The sequence below is a fragment of the Massilia sp. YIM B02443 genome (assembly GCF_030411955.1).
Lineage (GTDB): Bacteria > Pseudomonadota > Gammaproteobacteria > Burkholderiales > Burkholderiaceae_D > Telluria.
Genome location: NZ_JASNRA010000008.1, coordinates 126,868 through 142,893 on the forward strand (window position 1 = coordinate 126,868; position 16,026 = coordinate 142,893).

Annotated in this window: 16 protein-coding genes; 13 read left to right on the forward strand and 3 right to left on the reverse strand. The window is 66.5% G+C overall.

All coding sequences use genetic code 11. The annotated features are described in order from the left end of the window. Positions 1 to 8: 8 nt before the first annotated feature. Genes thiE through QPK27_RS10785 form a run of 3 tightly spaced genes read left to right on the forward strand, consistent with a single transcriptional unit; the run spans position 9 to position 1,954 of the window. Positions 9 to 623 (forward strand): thiamine phosphate synthase, encoded by a 615-nt coding sequence (thiE, locus tag QPK27_RS10775; protein ID WP_290418233.1) that lies wholly within the window; start codon positions 9 to 11, stop codon positions 621 to 623. A 38-nt stretch (positions 624 to 661) separates the two neighbouring features. Further along, positions 662 to 1,375, forward strand: coding sequence for an ion channel (locus tag QPK27_RS10780; RefSeq protein ID WP_290418234.1), 714 nt, complete (start codon positions 662 to 664; stop codon positions 1,373 to 1,375). 57 nt (positions 1,376 to 1,432) lie between these two features. After that, positions 1,433 to 1,954 carry a GNAT family N-acetyltransferase gene (locus QPK27_RS10785; RefSeq protein ID WP_290418235.1) on the forward strand — a complete coding sequence of 174 codons (522 nt, stop codon included), beginning with the start codon at positions 1,433 to 1,435 and terminating at the stop codon, positions 1,952 to 1,954. A gap of 9 nt (positions 1,955 to 1,963) precedes the next feature. On the opposite strand, the gene QPK27_RS10790 is transcribed toward QPK27_RS10785, so the two are convergent. Then, on the reverse strand, positions 1,964 to 2,542 hold the full coding sequence (locus QPK27_RS10790) for a hypothetical protein (RefSeq protein ID WP_290418236.1): 579 nt from the start codon (positions 2,540 to 2,542) through the stop codon (positions 1,964 to 1,966). Positions 2,543 to 2,748: 206 nt separating this feature from the next. Here QPK27_RS10790 and QPK27_RS10795 point away from each other — a divergent pair, with 206 nt between their 5' ends. The 3 genes from QPK27_RS10795 (at position 2,749) to QPK27_RS10805 (ending at position 5,607) form a co-directional block, all read left to right on the forward strand. Further along, positions 2,749 to 3,396: an ANTAR domain-containing response regulator gene (locus QPK27_RS10795; RefSeq protein WP_290418237.1), complete on the forward strand. Its 648-nt coding sequence runs from the start codon at positions 2,749 to 2,751 to the stop codon at positions 3,394 to 3,396. A gap of 78 nt (positions 3,397 to 3,474) precedes the next feature. Then, on the forward strand, positions 3,475 to 4,581 hold the full coding sequence (locus QPK27_RS10800; RefSeq protein ID WP_290418238.1) for an S-(hydroxymethyl)glutathione dehydrogenase/class III alcohol dehydrogenase: 1,107 nt from the start codon (positions 3,475 to 3,477) through the stop codon (positions 4,579 to 4,581). A 180-nt stretch (positions 4,582 to 4,761) separates the two neighbouring features. After that, the gene (locus tag QPK27_RS10805) at positions 4,762 to 5,607 is read left to right on the forward strand and encodes a hypothetical protein (RefSeq protein ID WP_290418239.1); all 846 of its coding nucleotides are present in this window, start codon (positions 4,762 to 4,764) and stop codon (positions 5,605 to 5,607) included. A 3-nt stretch (positions 5,608 to 5,610) separates the two neighbouring features. On the opposite strand, the gene QPK27_RS10810 is transcribed toward QPK27_RS10805, so the two are convergent. Both QPK27_RS10810 and QPK27_RS10815 read right to left on the reverse strand, forming a co-directional pair. Beyond that, the gene (locus tag QPK27_RS10810) at positions 5,611 to 7,155 is read right to left on the reverse strand and encodes an acetyl-CoA hydrolase/transferase family protein (protein WP_290418240.1); all 1,545 of its coding nucleotides are present in this window, start codon (positions 7,153 to 7,155) and stop codon (positions 5,611 to 5,613) included. Between the two features lie 55 nt (positions 7,156 to 7,210). After that, positions 7,211 to 8,152, reverse strand: coding sequence for a bestrophin family protein (locus QPK27_RS10815; RefSeq protein ID WP_290418241.1), 942 nt, complete (start codon positions 8,150 to 8,152; stop codon positions 7,211 to 7,213). 169 nt (positions 8,153 to 8,321) lie between these two features. Here QPK27_RS10815 and hpaR point away from each other — a divergent pair, with 169 nt between their 5' ends. From hpaR to QPK27_RS10850, 7 genes are all read left to right on the forward strand, one after another. Next, positions 8,322 to 8,831 (forward strand): homoprotocatechuate degradation operon regulator HpaR, encoded by a 510-nt coding sequence (hpaR, locus tag QPK27_RS10820; protein ID WP_290418242.1) that lies wholly within the window; start codon positions 8,322 to 8,324, stop codon positions 8,829 to 8,831. Between the two features lie 84 nt (positions 8,832 to 8,915). Continuing rightward, positions 8,916 to 9,788 carry a hypothetical protein gene (locus tag QPK27_RS10825; protein ID WP_290418243.1) on the forward strand — a complete coding sequence of 291 codons (873 nt, stop codon included), beginning with the start codon at positions 8,916 to 8,918 and terminating at the stop codon, positions 9,786 to 9,788. Positions 9,789 to 9,834: 46 nt separating this feature from the next. Continuing rightward, a complete protein-coding gene (locus QPK27_RS10830) occupies positions 9,835 to 10,209 on the forward strand; it encodes a hypothetical protein (protein ID WP_290418244.1) in 375 nt (124 codons plus the stop codon). Next, the gene (locus QPK27_RS10835; RefSeq protein ID WP_290418245.1) at positions 10,206 to 10,877 is read left to right on the forward strand and encodes a hypothetical protein; all 672 of its coding nucleotides are present in this window, start codon (positions 10,206 to 10,208) and stop codon (positions 10,875 to 10,877) included. Before QPK27_RS10830 ends, QPK27_RS10835 begins: the two co-directional genes overlap by 4 nt. 232 nt (positions 10,878 to 11,109) lie before the next feature. Beyond that, a complete protein-coding gene (locus QPK27_RS10840; protein WP_374047047.1) occupies positions 11,110 to 13,338 on the forward strand; it encodes a trehalose-6-phosphate synthase in 2,229 nt (742 codons plus the stop codon). Beyond that, complete coding sequence (gene otsB / locus QPK27_RS10845; protein WP_290418247.1) at positions 13,335 to 14,102, forward strand: trehalose-phosphatase; 768 nt, start codon at positions 13,335 to 13,337, stop codon at positions 14,100 to 14,102. Before QPK27_RS10840 ends, otsB begins: the two co-directional genes overlap by 4 nt. Positions 14,103 to 14,113: 11 nt before the next feature. Beyond that, positions 14,114 to 15,940 carry a glycoside hydrolase family 15 protein gene (locus QPK27_RS10850; RefSeq protein ID WP_290418248.1) on the forward strand — a complete coding sequence of 609 codons (1,827 nt, stop codon included), beginning with the start codon at positions 14,114 to 14,116 and terminating at the stop codon, positions 15,938 to 15,940. The last annotated feature ends 86 nt before the right edge of the window (positions 15,941 to 16,026 follow it).

Sequence of the window (16,026 nt, forward strand, 5' to 3'; positions counted from 1 at the left end):
AGTTCCCCATGCGAGGCTTGTACCTGGTCACCCCCAACTGGGATGACACCGACCGCCTGCTGGCCGTCACCGCCCAGGCATTGGAAGCCGGCGCGGCGCTGGTGCAGTACCGCCACAAGGACGCCCGTCCCGAGCTGCGCGCCGAGCAGGCCGCGGCCCTGTTGAAGCTGTGCCGGCGCCATGGCACGCCGCTGGTGATCAACGACCACCTCGACCTGTGCCAGGCGCTGGATGCCGACGGCGTGCACCTGGGCCACACCGACCAGGGCATCGCCGGCGCGCGCGCGCTGCTGGGCCGCGACAAGATCGTCGGCGCCTCCTGCTACGGCGAACTGGCGCTGGCGCGCACGGCGCAGGCGGCCGGGGCCAGCTACGTGGCCTTCGGCGGCTTCTATCCGTCGCCGGTCAAGAAGTACACCTTCGTCACGCCGCCCGAGCGGCTGGACGAGGCGCGCGCCGAGATCACGCTGCCGGTCGTGGTCATCGGCGGCATGACCCCCAGCAATGCCGCGCCGCTGGTGGCGCGCGGGGCCGACATGGTCGCGGCGATCACCAGCGTGTACGGATCGCCCGAACCGGACGCGGCCGCGCGCGCGTTCGGAGCGCTGTTCAGGCCTGCTTGATCCTACAATGGCGCATCGTGACTTTCGTTGCTGCGCCCATGTCGCCACTGCGCCTCTTCATCCACACCCGCCGCCACCCGTCCGCCATCCTGCTGCTGGTGCAGCTGGCCGGCATGCTGGCCTATCCGTTCATCGAGCGCACCCCGGCCGGGCAGGTGGCGTTCAACGCCTTCGGCATCGTGGTGCTGGCCTTTACCATCCGCATGGTACGGCGCACGCCGGGCGAGGTGCGCGTCAGCTGGGCGCTGGCGGTGCCGATCATCGCGCTGCTGCTGGCCCAGATCCTGTTCGGCCTGCGCCAGCTGCTGCCCTGGTCGTCGGGCCTGGAGGCGCTGTTCTACTTCTACGCGGCCGGCAGCCTGATCGCCTACATGATGGACGACGAACTGGCCACCACCGACGAGCTGTTCGCCGCCGGCGCCACCTTCACCCTGCTGGCCTGGGCCTTCACTCATCTGTACATACTGCTGCAGGAAGTCCATCCCGGCTCGTTCGGCGCTGCGGTGAACCCCGACGCCCCGCGCACCTGGACCGAACTGAATTACCTGAGCTTCGCCCTGCTGTCGAGCACCGGCATCGGCGACGTGATCCCGCTCACGGTGCACGCGCGCTCGCTGGCCAGCGTCGAGATGCTGGTCGGCCTGATGTACCTGGCGGTGGTGGTGGCGCGCCTGATCGCGTTCACCACCCGCACCCGGATCGCGGTCGGGCGCGCACGCCGGCGCGAGCGCGAGGAGTGGGAACAGGACTGATGCCCACGCCCGGCATTGCTTGCTAGAATCATCACTCCACCTTTACCGGAGTCGACCATGGTTCACCAGCTTGCCGCGTTATCGATTCGGCCCTTCCGCGCCGAGGAATGGCCGGCCTATCGCGCGCTGCGCCTGCGCGCGCTGGCCGATGCGCCGGATGCGTTCAGCACCACGCTCGACACCCAGCAGGAGTTGCCGCCCGAGACCTGGGCCGCGCGCCTGAGCGCGGCGGCCGCCTCCGGCAAGGACTGCCCGCTGGTGGCCGAGCTGCACGGCGAGCCGGTCGGCATGGCCTGGACCAAGGTCGATGCCGACGATCCCGCCATCGTCAACCTGTTCCAGATGTGGGTCGCGCCCGAGGCGCGCGGGCAGGGCGTGGCGGCGGCGCTACTGGCCGAAGCCGTGCGCTGGTCCGGCGCGCGCGGGGCGCAGGCATTGCAGCTGGGCGTGAATTGCGCCAACCTGCCGGCCGTGCGCCTGTGCCAGCGCGCCGGCTTTCTCGAGACCGGCCTGCGCGAACCGTTCCGCCCCGGCTCGGAACTGGTCGAGCAGCGCATGCGGCTGGCGCTGGCAAGCTGAGATGCCACCTTACCCGGCCGCCAGCGCGCGCAAATAGTTCACCGCGCGCACGCCGGGATAGCCGGCGCGCGCCGGATACGTAGGCATGTAGTACATCCAGTAACTGATCGTGCGGCTGTCGACGGTGTTCAGGTAGCGCGGATTGTCGCGCACGAACGCGGCCAGGGCGTGCTGCATGTCCGGCGCCAGCGTCGGCAGCGCGTCTGCGATCGGCTGCACGATCTCGACCACGTAGTCGCCGATCAGTTGCACGATGAACGGCACCATCCAGGGCTGTGGCGCGGCCAGTATGTGACGCACGGATTCCTCGCGCGTGTAGCCGCTGTGGTGGCAGGTGCCGAGGCACCAGGCGATGCCTTGCTGTAGCTGGCTGCGGCCCTGGTGTTGCCAGATCAGGTTCAGGTCGAAGTAGACGCGTGATGGAATCGTCAGCTGTTCGCCCTCGAACGTCACGGAATAGGAATACAGATCGCGGTCCGGGTCCCAGCCGGCGCTCAGTGCGGTCACGGTGGGCCGCAGTGCGGCAGGGAAGGCAAGGGAAAGGTCGAGCGGACGGGGTGCGGCAGGCACTTTCGCGGTACGGGGCATGGTGTTTCTCCAGTTGGCCCTGCAAAGGTGCAGGGAACGATGCTATCCGATTCCCCACGGCCGCGCCAGCCCTCTCCGCGAATCTGGCATGATCCGTTTCCCGATTGGCGCCGCATGGAAGGCGCATGCTATATTTTTCGCGTGTTCCGCATGTGTCCGGCAACATCGCCGTCCGCGGCGCCACCGCAGTCCGTACAGGAGGCAGCATGAATCCGCCATCGTCCCCACGCCGCCTGGTCCTGATCGTCGACGACGACGCACTGCTGCGCGAATACCTGGGCGAAGTGCTGCGCCACGCCGGCCATGACACCCTGGACGCCGGCACCGCGGCCCAGGCCCTGCGCGTGATCGAGGAGCGCGGCGCCGACATCGCGCTGGTGCTGCTCGACATCGAGATGCCCGGCATGTCCGGCCTGGACCTGGCGCGCCTGCTGCGCGAAGAGTCGCCCATCCCCTTCATGTTCCTGTCCGCCAGCGACGACGCCGCCAGTTCGCGCGCCGCCGCCGATGCCGGCGCGGTCGGCTACGTCGTGAAACCGGTGGACGCGGCGCGCCTGCTGCCGGCATTCGAGGCGGCGCTGGCGCGCGGCGACGACATCCGGCGCCTGCAGCGCAGCGAAGCGAACCTGACGTCGGCGCTGGCGGCCGGGCGCGAGACCAGCATCGCGGTCGGCATCCTGATGGCGCGCTTCCGGATCGACCGCCACACCGCTTTCGAGGCGATGCGCGACCAGGCTAGAACGCAGCGGCGCAAGGTGGGCGAGGTGGCAGAGGAAATCCTGGCGGCGGAAGAGACCTTGAACGCCATGCACGCCGTCATCGGCGAGCGCATCCGGGGACGTGGACGCACGTGATTTTTCAAGCTTGCTATCATGTCACCCTTGCGGCGCACGCATGAGGCGCAAATTTTCATCAAGCAATAGGATTACGACATGAAAACCAAGGCAGCAATTGCATGGAAGGCGGGCCATCCGCTCACGATCGAAGAAGTCGAGCTCGAAGGCCCGAAGGCCGGCGAAGTGCTGGTCGAAGTCAAGGCCACCGGCATCTGCCACACCGACTACTACACCCTGTCGGGCGCCGATCCTGAAGGCATCTTCCCGGCCATCCTGGGCCACGAAGGCGCCGGCGTGGTGGTCGATGTCGGCCCGGGCGTGACCAGCCTGCGCAAGGACGACCACGTGATTCCGCTGTACACGCCGGAATGCCGCCAATGCAAATTCTGCCTGTCGCAAAAGACCAATCTGTGCCAGGCGATCCGCTCCACGCAAGGACGCGGCCTGATGCCCGACGCGACTTCGCGCTTCTCGCTCGACGGCCAGCCGATCTATCACTACATGGGCACGTCGACCTTCTCGAACTACATCGTGGTGCCCGAGATCGCCCTGGCCAAGGTGCGCAATGACGCGCCGTTCGACAAGATCTGCTACATCGGTTGCGGCGTGACCACCGGCATCGGCGCCGTGATCTTCACCGCCAAGGTGGAAGCGGGCGCCAACGTGGTCGTGTTCGGCCTGGGCGGCATCGGCCTGAACGTGATCCAGGCGGCCAAGATGGTGGGCGCCGACAAGATCATCGGCGTCGACCTGAACCCCGAGCGCGAAGCGATGGCGCGCAAGTTCGGCATGACCCATTTCATCAACCCGACCAAGGTCGAGAACGTGGTCGACGCCATCGTGCAGCTGACCGACGGCGGCGCCGACTACTCGTTCGAGTGCGTCGGCAACGTCAACACCATGCGCCAGGCGCTGGAGTGCTGCCACAAGGGCTGGGGCCAGTCGATCATTATCGGCGTGGCGGCGGCGGGGCAGGAAATCTCGACCCGTCCGTTCCAGCTGGTGACCGGCCGCGAGTGGAAGGGTTCGGCGTTCGGCGGCGCGCGCGGGCGTACCGACGTGCCGAAGATCGTGGATTGGTACATGGAAAACAAGATCAATATCGACGATCTGATTACCCATCACCTGCCGCTGGACCGGATCAACGAAGGCTTCGATCTGATGAAGTCGGGCGAGTCGATCCGGTCGGTCGTGGTCTACTGATACGGCTGACCCGGCTGGGACGGTGCCGGCATCGTTCCAGCCAAGGTTTTATCCGTCCACTCCGCATTTTCAACCGTCTGTCGCACCCCGATAGCCGCGTCCTCCCGCTTTCCCTACAGTGCGTCCATCGGCAGCCCCGCCTGCCCAACCATCCGCCGCAACGGCGCAAGGAGGAAGCCCATGTTCCGCACCCGTCAATCCACCTGGAAACTCGCCCTGCCCATGCTCGGCCTGGCCACCAGCGCCGCGCTGGCCACCTTCACCATTCCGGCCCAGGCCGCAGGCGAGGGCGCGCGCGTGACGCGGGTGGCGGCCGCGAGCGAACCGTATGCGCTGGTGCGCGCCGACGGCAAGGGCTTCAACATCAGCGGCAGCAGCGACGACTGGGACGAGGTGCGCGCCGCCCAGCGCAGCATCAAGGGCGAGTTCATCTGGTTCCGCGACGGCGGCCGGTCGTACGTGATCCAGGATCCGGCCGTGATGGCCAGGGCGCGCGCCGCCTGGGCGCCGCTCGACCGCCTGGGCAAGCAGCTGGATGGCTACGGCAAGGAAATGGAAGTCCACAGCAAGAAAATGGACGCGCTCGGCCGCGACATGGACCAGGCAGCGGCCGGCATGCAGCACCTGCCCCGCAGGGAGGACATGGCCGGCGTCGACGAAGGCATGGAGGCGCTGGGACGCAAGATGGATGCGCTGGGGCGCAAGATGGCCGTCACCCGTGACGATGCGGAACGCGTGCGCCTTGGACGCGAAATGGAAGAGGTGGGTGAGCGCATGGAGGCGGCGGGCCGCCGCATCGAGCAAGCCCATGATTCGCCGCAGGTGCGGCAGGCCCAGGTTTCGATGAAGCAGATCGGACGCCAGATGGAACTGGCCGGGCAGCCGATGGAGGCTGTGGGTAAGAAGATGGGCGTGCTCGGCAAGGAGATGGAGCGCGAGAGCAAGGCGGCCGACCGCACCGTGCGCGCCCTGATCCGCGACGCCCATGCCAAGGGCCTGGCGCGCCCGGCGCCAGGCGTTGGCTGATCCTTACGCCGCGTCTGGCGGCAGCATCGAGCCGGTATCGCGATACCGCACGTGCCACGAGAACGCTTTCTCCAGCACGTGCGGCGTCTGCCCGCCGCCGCGTTTGGCTTCTTCGAGATAATCGCGCAGCATGCTTTTGTACGGCTCTGCCACGCAGCGCTCGATGATGCGCTCGGCGCGCTCGCGCGGCGCCAGGCCGCGCAGGTCGGCCAGGCCGACGTCGGTGACCACGATGTCGACGTCGTGCTCGGTATGGTCGACGTGCGACACCATCGGCACGATGCTCGAGATCTTGCCGCCTTTCGCGACCGACTTGGTGGCGAACACCGACAGGTAGGCATTGCGCGCGAAGTCGCCCGAGCCGCCGATCCCGTTCATCATGTGCGTGCCCAGCACATGGGTCGAATTCACGTTGCCGTAGATGTCGAATTCGAGCGCGGTATTGATCGCGATGATGCCGAGCCGGCGGATCACTTCCGGATGGTTGCTGACCTCTTGCGGACGCAGCACCAGCCGCTCCTTGTAGCGTTCCAGTTCGCCGAACACCTGCCGGCCCTTGTCCTCGGACAACGTGATCGAGGAGCCCGACGCGAAGTCCAGCTTGCCGGCGTCGAACAGGTCGAAGGTCGAGTCCTGCAGCACTTCCGAATACATGGTCAGGCCGCTGAACGGACCATCGATCAGGCCGCTCACCACCGCATTGGCGATGGTGCCGATGCCGGCCTGGATCGGCATCAGCCGCTCGGTCAGGCGGCCGGCCGCGATCTCGCTGTTGAAGAATCCGATCAGGTGGCCGGCGATGGCCGCCGTTTCCGCATCCGGCGGCAGGATGGTCGAAGCGCTGTCGCACTTTTCGGTCAGCACGATGGCGACGATTTTTTCGGGCGGAATATCGATGGTGCTGGTGCCGATGCGGTCGCTCACGGTCATCAGCGGCATCGGTTCGCGCGCCGGGCGCTGCTTGGGGATGAAAATGTCGTGCAGCCCTTCCAGCGCCGGCGACTGGCTCAGGTTGATCTCGACGATCACTTTCTCGGCCAGGATCGCGAAGCTGGCGCTGTTGCCGACCGAGGTGGTGGGGACGATCGCGCCGTCTTCGGTGATGGCGATGGCTTCCACGATGGCGACGTCGACCGGCGCGATCTGGCGCGTGCGCAGCAGTTCGACGGTCTCGGACAGGTGCTGGTCGATGAACATCACTTCGCCGGCATTGATCGCCTTGCGCAACTTGGGATCGGCCTGGAACGGCATGCGCCGCGCCAGCACGCCGGACTCGGCCAGCGTGGCGTCGATGTCGCTGCCGAGCGAGGCGCCGGTGATCAGGGTGATGCTGAGCGGATCGCGCCGCGCCCGTTCGGCCAGCGCCAGCGGCACCGCCTTGGCGTCGCCGGCGCGGGTGAAGCCGCTCATGCCGACGGTCATGCCATCGCGGATCCATTCCGCGGCCGCGGCCGGGGTGGTGATGCGCTCGCGCAGCGCGGGCAGGCGGATGCGGTCGTTCGCAATGTCGTTGGCCATCTCGTGAGCAAAATCGTGATCGTGATGCATGGTTCCTCGGGTCCTCTTCAACATGCGCCCTTTTTGAAGGGCGTCTCTCCAACGGCTAGGTCAGGCAATAGTCGACCGCCTCCAGCGGCGCCGGTATCTGGTCGGCGCGCAGCGCGCTGAGCAGGTCGATCTCGATGGCGCGGCACATCGCGTCCAGCGGCAGGTCGTTCGGTTCCAGGCCGAACGGTTCTTCCAGCTCGTCGCCCAGCGCATCGAGCCCGAAGAAGGTGTAAGCCACGATCGCCACCACGAACGGCGTCATGAAGCCGATCGAGTCGACCAGGCCGAACGGCAGCAGGAAGCAATAGATGTAGGCGGTGCGGTGCAGCAGCAGCGTGTACGAATACGGAATCGGGGTATTCTTGATGCGCTCGCACGAGGCGGCGGCCGCGGTCAGCGCCGACAGCGTGGTGTCGATGTTCGCCGCCAGGCAGGCTTCGATGCGCCGTTCGCGCAGGCAGCGCTGCAGGTCGGCGCCCATTTCGAGCATCAGGAAGTCGGGCTTGTTGGCGGCATCCTGCAGCGCCGCGTATTCTGCCGGCAGCAGGTGGGTGGCCACGGCGGCGCCGGTCTCCTGGCTGCGCAGGCGGTCGCGCAGCACCTGCACGAAGGCGATGGCGCGCCGGATCATGCGCACCCGCGTGTCCTGCAAGCCGTTGCTGGCCAGGGCAGGGGCGGGATCCTCGATCAAGCCGGTACACTGGCGCCCGAAGTTACGGCAGCGCAGCACCAGCTCGCCCCACAGCTTGCGGCCTTCCCAGAAACGGTCGTAGGCCGAGTTGTTGCGAAAGCCGAGGAAGATCGAGATCGGCAGGCCGATCAGGGTAAAGGGAATCGTGGTGAGCGTGATCTTGAGGTCCCACAGGTCGCCGTGCGACCAGGTGACCAGGGTCGCGACCGCGATATTGACCAGCAGGGTAGGCAGGATGCGCGGCAAGACCGAGCCGCGCAACAGGAGGAACAACTTGAGCCCGGAGGGGCGCTCTCGGATAATCACGCTGGAACATGGCGCTGGACGCGCCTTTGCAAGAATAATCGACGACAGCCCGGTTGACCGACCCGCGGATGCCTAATATGCTCGCAGTAAATCACTAATATATTAACTAGTCAAGCTGTCGTTACTGACGGCCAACGTTCACCGATCCGCCACTTATCACGGAGTAGTCTTGGCCCGCCGCATCACCCACCACAATCTGCCCCAGGTGTTCCTGAAGGCGCGCGACGCGCTGATGTCGCATTTTCGTCCGATCCTCAATCATTTCGGCGTGACCGAACAGCAGTGGCGCATCCTGCGCGTGCTCGACGAGCACGGCCAGCTCGAGCCGCGCGTGATGTGCGACCTGTGCCAGATCCTCAGCCCCAGCATGACCGGCGTGCTGTCGCGCATGGAAGACCTGGGCCTGATCCGGCGCGAGCGGGTGCAGGCCGACCAGCGCCGCGTGCTGGTGCGCCTGGCCGCCAAGGGCGACCGCCTGATCGACGAGATCGCGCCGCTGATCGAGCGCCAGTACCTGCTGATCGAACAGGCCTACGGCAAGCAGCTGGTGGACGATTTGTCGGCGGCGATGGACGGCTTCATCCGGGCCCAGGCGACGCCGGTGGAAAGGGTCGCCTTGCCGGCGAGCGCCCTGATGGTCACCAGCAGGCGGCCGCAACCTTCGACGGAGGAAAGCTAGGACACTTGCACGAACTTCATTCACGCGATAAACTTCATTCACTAAAAAATGAAGGAGTGAATGTTGTCGATACTGATTCGATCGTTGCGTGAGCTGGCTCTCGAGTTCGACGACGGACGTTATCCGTCCGATGTCTATTTTCATCTGCTTGGCATGGTGCGCGACGCCAGCACGGCCGAAGCCATGGGCGGCGCGCTCGCGCAGATGCTGGCCTGGAAGGACGGCAAGGTACGGCGCGACCAGTCCGGTCCGCACGTGACGACGGGCGGCGCCACGCGCTATCTGGTCGGCATGCCCAAGCCGAATACCCACAGCGCGCGGCATGCGGCCATTCTGTCTTCCGACGCGTTCTTCGCCTGGGCCGCGGGCGTGCGAAAGATCGAGCATTTCGAGCCAGCCCTGATCGGCCAGATGCAGCAGTTTGGATTGTGGAACAGCGTCGTCATTCCCGTCATGGTCCTGCATGCCTTGAATCCGCGCATCTTCCCGATCGTGGACCGCTGGGTGCTGCTGGCGCATCGCCTGCTGTGTCCAAGCGCACAAGAGGGCGCTGGCATGGCCATGTCGGTCGACAGCTACATCGCCTACCAGCCGTTCTGGCTGGATCTGCTTGCCGAAGCGCAGCTGGCGCCGATGTCGGCCCAGCTCGGGCAGCTCAAGGAACTCGACGCCGGACTCTGGGTACTGGGCAAGCGCGCGGCCGCGCTCTGCGCCGGCGCCCTGGTGCAGGAGGCGGACGGCGACGACACCGCGGACGACAGCACAGCGCATGCGCCAGTGGTCGGCTCGGACTCGGAACAGTTCAAGCGGCGCGCCGTGGCCCTGCGCAACGAGGGGCGAACCCAGGCGCAAGCGATCCGCGAAGCGGCCGCAGAATTCGGCATCGACCTGAAACCGTCATATCTGCGCTATCCCGGCAGCCATTTCGACCGCTGGCGCAAGCAAGGCATGGTCTAGCCATTCGTCTCCACACCGGTCATCGTCGACGGAAGTCGGACTTCTCATGAGAAAACCCACCTATGCAGCGCTCGCGCAGGTGCGCGCCTGGGGTTGGAGCGTGTCTTACGCTTCCGGCTCCCCCGCACCGCAGGGCAATCCGCGCCACTACAAATACCTGTGGCAAGTCTTCAGCGCGGAGTCGCCGTGGCAGGAAGCGGCGTTTTTCGAACACGCGCCGGTACTGTGCAACGCCGACTTCCGGCGCGAAGTGCAACGGCTGGCCGACCTGGGCCTGACGTGCCTGGTCTACGGCTTCCGGCGTCCGCGCAACGACCCGGCCAATCCGTGGGACCTGACACACGCGCGATGGCAGGGCTGGACATTCGCACCGGCGTGGGACGACGATACCGACCCGCCCGACACGGAAGGACACAAATGAACGCATTCACCACACCATCCAGTCTGCTGCGCGACATTCGCGACCTCGACAATCTGCTGCTCGACCTGGTGACCGGTTCGCCGCCCTCGGCCTGGCACTGGCCTTCGTTGTACATGCTGTACGTCGACATCGATCGCATGGCCTGGCAGATCGCGGCGCTGCACCGCAGTTTCGCGCAGCCGCTGCAGGAGCAGGAGCGGTGCACGCTGGCCGACCAGGTCGAAGGCTTCAACGCCCAGTTCGCGGCGCTCGATGCGCGTGCCCGCGCGATCGTCCATGGACTATGGCACGTGTCGCGGTCGATCGACAGGACTGCCGGCAACGAAGCGGCCCTGCTGCGTCTGAAAGCGCACGTCCACCCCAAAAGCGCCTGGTATCAGGCGCTCACGAGCGGCGGGCGCGGCTCGGGAGTGAGCGCCGACGGCAAGGTTCTCGAACGCACCGTCCTGCTGGCCGATCCGGACACGCGCGTCCGGATCGACGACCTCGAAGGCCGGCAACTGGTGCAGCGCCAGCGTTTCGACCTGTCGAGCGCTGCGGCGATGGCGGCATTGAGCGCCGCAGTGCGCGATGCCGAGACCGCGCATGCGCAGCTCAACCGCGCGCTGTCATCCTGCTTTGCGACGCATTGCACGATCGCGGACCTGCTGCATCCGTGCTCCCGCTGACGCGCCGGCGTCACCGGTACACCGGGTTTTTCCAGGCTCGGGTATGGTGACTGGAGGTGTCGGGTTCGGCGCTCAACACGCCGTCAAGACGCGGCTTTTTCGTTCAAAAGACGCCATGTCGCGCACGATAGTGCAATTTCAACAATATTTCTGGTGCAAAGATATAATGAACTGATCGACCCAACCGTCGCTTCAAAGGATTTACATGCAGTTGAAATCGGCAAAACTATCAATGCGCTTCCTGCTGCCGCTGGCTTGCGTACTGATCCTGTTCGGCGCCATTGCGATTCCTTATCTGGAAAGCGCCATCGAACGCTGGTTCGTGCGCGACCTCGACATGCGCGCGCAACTGGTCTCCACCACCCTCGAGCAGCCGCTGCTGAACTACCTCGACGAGGGCTCGCCCGAACGCATCACCGACATGTTCAACCGCGCGATCCAGGACGAGCGCCTGTTCGCGCTGGCCTTCTGCACGCCCGACGGCAAGCTGGCGTACCAGACCACGACCTATCCTGCGGCGCTCGGCTGCCGCCAAGGTATCAACGAAGAGGCCGGCAACCCCGTGGTGCGCCTGCCGCAAGGCCCGGTCCACGTCTCGGTCAAGGCGGTCAATCGGGACAGCGCCGTCGCCGGTCGCCTGATCCTGGTGCACGACATGAGCTTCATCGAGCGCCGCAGCGCCAATACCAAGAAATACGTCATCGGCGTGTTCGCCCTGCTGGCGTGCGCGGTGGCGGCGATCACGGTGCTGGTCGCGCACTTCAGCTGGCGCGGCTGGATCGACAGCGTGCGCGAGATGCTGCGCGGCGAACTGCTGTTCCGCTCGGGCCGGCGTGCGCCGCCTCCCGAGATGGCGCCGCTGGCCAGCGACCTGCGCAGCCTGCTGTACGAATACCACCGCGAGCAGCAGGAAAACGGCGCGGTCGACGGCCGCACCTGGAATCCCGACACCCTCAAGTCGCTGCTGCAGCGCGACCTGGCCGGCGACCAGATCCTGGTGGTGTCGAACCGCGAACCGTACATCCACGTCGCCACCCCCGAGGGCGTCAAGGTGCAGCGCCCGGCCAGCGGCCTGGTGACCGCGGTGGAAGCCGTGATGCGGGCCTGCTCCGGCACCTGGATCGCGCACGGCGCCGGCTCGGCCGACCGCGCCACCGTGGACCAGGAAGACCACGTGCCGGTGCCGCCCGAGAATCCAAGTTATACGCTGCGCCGCGTCTGGCTGTCGAAAGAAGAAGAGCAGGGCTACTACTACGGCTTCGCCAACGAAGGCTTGTGGCCGCTGTGCCACATCGCCCACGTGCGTCCGGTGTTCCGCTCGTCCGACTGGGCCGAATACGTGAAGGTCAACCAGCGCTTCGCCGACGCCGTGATCCGCGAGGCGCATTCGGACAATCCGGTGGTGCTGATCCAGGATTACCACTTCGCGCTGCTGCCGCGCATGATCCGCGCGGTGCTGCCGAAGGCCACCATCATCACCTTCTGGCATATCCCCTGGCCGAACCCGGAATCGTTCGGCATCTGCCCGTGGCGCGAAGAAATCCTGGACGGCATGCTGGGCAGCACGATCCTCGGCTTCCACACGCCGTTCCACCGCAAGAACTTCCTCGACACCGTCGACCGCTACCTGGAAACCCGGATCGAAACCGAAGCCTCGACCGTCAGCTATGGCGGGCAGCTGACCCAGGTCGAGCACTACCCGATCTCGATCGCATGGCCGCAAGCGGTGGAGGGCGAACCGGACGCCGCCGCCAGCCGTACCCAGATCCGCCAGGCGCTGGGCCTGCCGGAAGACCACCTGCTGGGCATCGGCGTCGACCGCTTCGACTACACCAAGGGCATCGTCGAGCGCTTCCAGGCGGTCGAGCGCATGCTCGAGCTGCACCCGGAAATGGTCGGCAAGTTCACCTTCGTCCAGATCGCGGCGCCGACCCGCTCCGCGCTCGACGAATACCAGAACTTCGAGGCGCGCGTGCGCGCCCTGGTGCAGCGCATCAACCAGCGCTTCTCCAGCGGCAGCTACGTGCCGATCATCCTCAAGGCCGAGCACCATGGCCAGGACCAGCTGCGCAGCTACTTCCGCGCCGCCGAGGTGTGCAGCGTGACCAGCCTGCATGACGGCATGAACCTGGTGGCCAAGGAATTCATCGCCGCGCGCGACGACGAGCAGGGCGTGCTGATCCTGAGCCAGTTCACCGGCGCCGCGCGCGAGCTGCACGAAGCGCTGATCGTCAATCCGTACCACATCGAGCAGGGCGCCGAGGAGCTGTACCACGCGCTGACCATGCCGGACGTCGAACAGCGCGAACGGATGCGCAGCATGCGCAGCCGTGTGCGCGACTTCAACGTGTATCGCTGGGCCGGGCGCATGCTGCAGGACGCGGCGCGCCTGCGCCAGCGCGAGCGCGTGATGTCCAAGATCGGCAAGCTGAGCAAGGACGGACTGGGGAGGCCGACGTGACGCCGCAAGACTGCACCATCGCCGAACTGGCGGCCCTGCTGGGCGCGCCGGACAGCGCGCTGTTCCTCGATTTCGACGGCACCCTGGTCGACATCGCGCCGCATCCCGACCAGGTGATCGTCGAGCCGGACATGCCGGCGGCGCTGACGGCACTGCAGGCGCGCCTGGGCGGCCGGCTGGCGGTGGTGTCCGGCCGCCCGATCGCCGAGCTCGACCGGATGCTGGCGCCGCTGGTGCTGCCGGCGGCCGGCGTGCACGGCATGGAGCGGCGCGCGCCCGGGGCCGGTGCTGACGCGATTATGCGCCTGCCGGCGCCGGACTTCACCCGCGTGCGCGCCGCGGCGCAGGCGCTGGCCGAACTGCATCCCGGCCTGTGGGTCGAGAAAAAATATGGCGCGCTGGCATTGCACTATCGTCAGGCGCCCCAACTGGAAGAAGTGTGCCGCGCCAGCATCGCCGCGGCCGTCGAGGGCAGCCCGGAGCTCTTGGTGATGCCAGGCAAGATGATCGTCGAGGTCAAGGCGGCCGGCATCGGCAAGGGCACGGCGATCCGCGACATCATGGCGCAGGCGCCGTTCGCCGGCCACCATCCCGTGTTCGCCGGCGACGACACCACTGACGAGGCCGGCTTCGAATACCTGCAAAGCATTGGCGGCAGCGGCGTCAAGATCGGGCCCGGCCCGAGCGCGGCGCGCTACCGTATCGCGTCGGCGTCCGATCTGCGCGCGGCGCTGGCGCAGGCGGCCGCCATGCCAACTACCTGAAAGGATTCAGCATGAACGATGTTTCCCGCAAGCCTGAGGCAACCGACAAGGACGTGACCCCGAATTCGCTCGATTGCGGCGTGGTCGGCAATTGCGCCTTTAGCGCCATGATCGACAAGATGGGCCGCATGGTATGGTGCTGCCTGCCGCGCTTCGACGGCGACCCGGTGTTCAACGCCTTGCTCGACCCGAGCGAGAACGGCAGCTTGTGGAGCATCGAGATCGAGGACTTCGCGCGCAGCGAGCAGTTTTACGAACCGAACACGGCGGTGCTGCGCACGCGCCTGTACGACGCGGCCGGCAACGGCATCGAGCTCACCGATTTCGCGCCGCGCTTCCTGAGCCGCGACCGCATGTTCCGTCCGCTGATGCTGGTGCGCCGCGTGCGTCCGATCGGCAGCGGCGTGCGTGTGCGCGTGAAACTGCGGCCTCGCTTCGAGTACGGCGCCAGGCTGCCGACCATCACCCAGGGCAGCCACCACATCCGCTACGTGGGGCCGGCGCAGACGCTGCGCCTGAACACCGACGCTTCGCTCAGCCACGTGCTGTCCGAATCGTTCTTCCTGCTCGACCGCCCGCTCGACTTCCTGCTGGGGCCGGACGAGACGCTGAACGGCGGCATCGAGGAAACCGCGCACCGCTTCGAGAAGGACACCATCGGCTACTGGCGCACCTGGTCGCGCCGGCTGGCGCTGCCGCTCGAATGGCAGGACGTGGTGATCCGCGCCGCGATCACGCTCAAAATGTCGCTGTACGAAGACACCGGCGCCATCATCGCCGCCATGACCACCAGCGTGCCGGAAGCGCCGGGCAGCCAGCGCAACTGGGACTACCGCTTCTGCTGGCTGCGCGACGCCTTCTTCGTGATCCGCGCGCTCAACAGCCTGTCCGAAGTCGGCACCATGGAAGACTACCTGCGCTGGCTGAGCAACGTGGTGGCGCGCGCCAAGGGCGGCCACATCCAGCCGCTGTACGGCATCGGGCTGGAAGAGCAGTTGCCGGAATCGATCGTCGAACACCTGCCGGGCTATCGCAACAACGGCCCGGTGCGGATCGGTAACCAGGCCCAGGAACACTTCCAGCACGACGTGTACGGCAACATCGTGCTGGGCGCGGCCCAGGCTTTCTTCGACCACCGCCTGTTCCGGCGCGCCGGCCTGGCCGAATTCGCGCAGCTGGAAGCGGTGGGCGAGCAAGCCTGGCGCGTGCACGCCGAGCCGGACGCCGGCATGTGGGAACTGCGCACCCGCGCCCGCGTGCACACCTCGTCGGTGCTGATGAACTGGGCCGCCTGCGACCGCCTGGCCAAGATCGCCGACGAACTGGGGCTGGAAGACCGCGCCGGGTTCTGGGCCGGGCGCGCCGAGATCATCCGCGAGCGCCTGCTGAAGGAAGCCTGGAGCGAAGAGCGCCAGGCCTTTGCCGAGAGCCTGGGCGGACGCGACCTCGACGCCAGCGTGCTGCTGATGGCCGAGATCAATTTCATCGACCCGAAGGATGCGCGTTTCGTGGCCACCGTCGATGCGCTGGAAAAGACCTTGTGCGACGGTCCCTACATGCGCCGCTACGAGGCGCCGGACGACTTCGGCAAGCCGGAGACCGCCTTCAATATCTGCACCTTCTGGCGCATCGACGCGCTGGCGCGCATCGGGCGCGTGAAGGAAGCGCGCGAGGTGTTCGAGGCGATGCTGGCGGCGCGCAATCATCTGGGCTTGCTGTCGGAAGATACGCACCCGGTTACCGGCGAGATGTGGGGTAATTTCCCGCAGACATACTCGATGGTTGGCTTGATCAATTGCGCGATGCGGCTGTCCAAGTCCTGGAACAGCGTGGTTTGACCGTCACGTAAGTATGTCAGGTTCGAAGAAAACGCCGGTCCGTGTGGGCCGGCGTTTTTGCTTTGGTGGCGGTGTCTTTTAAGATC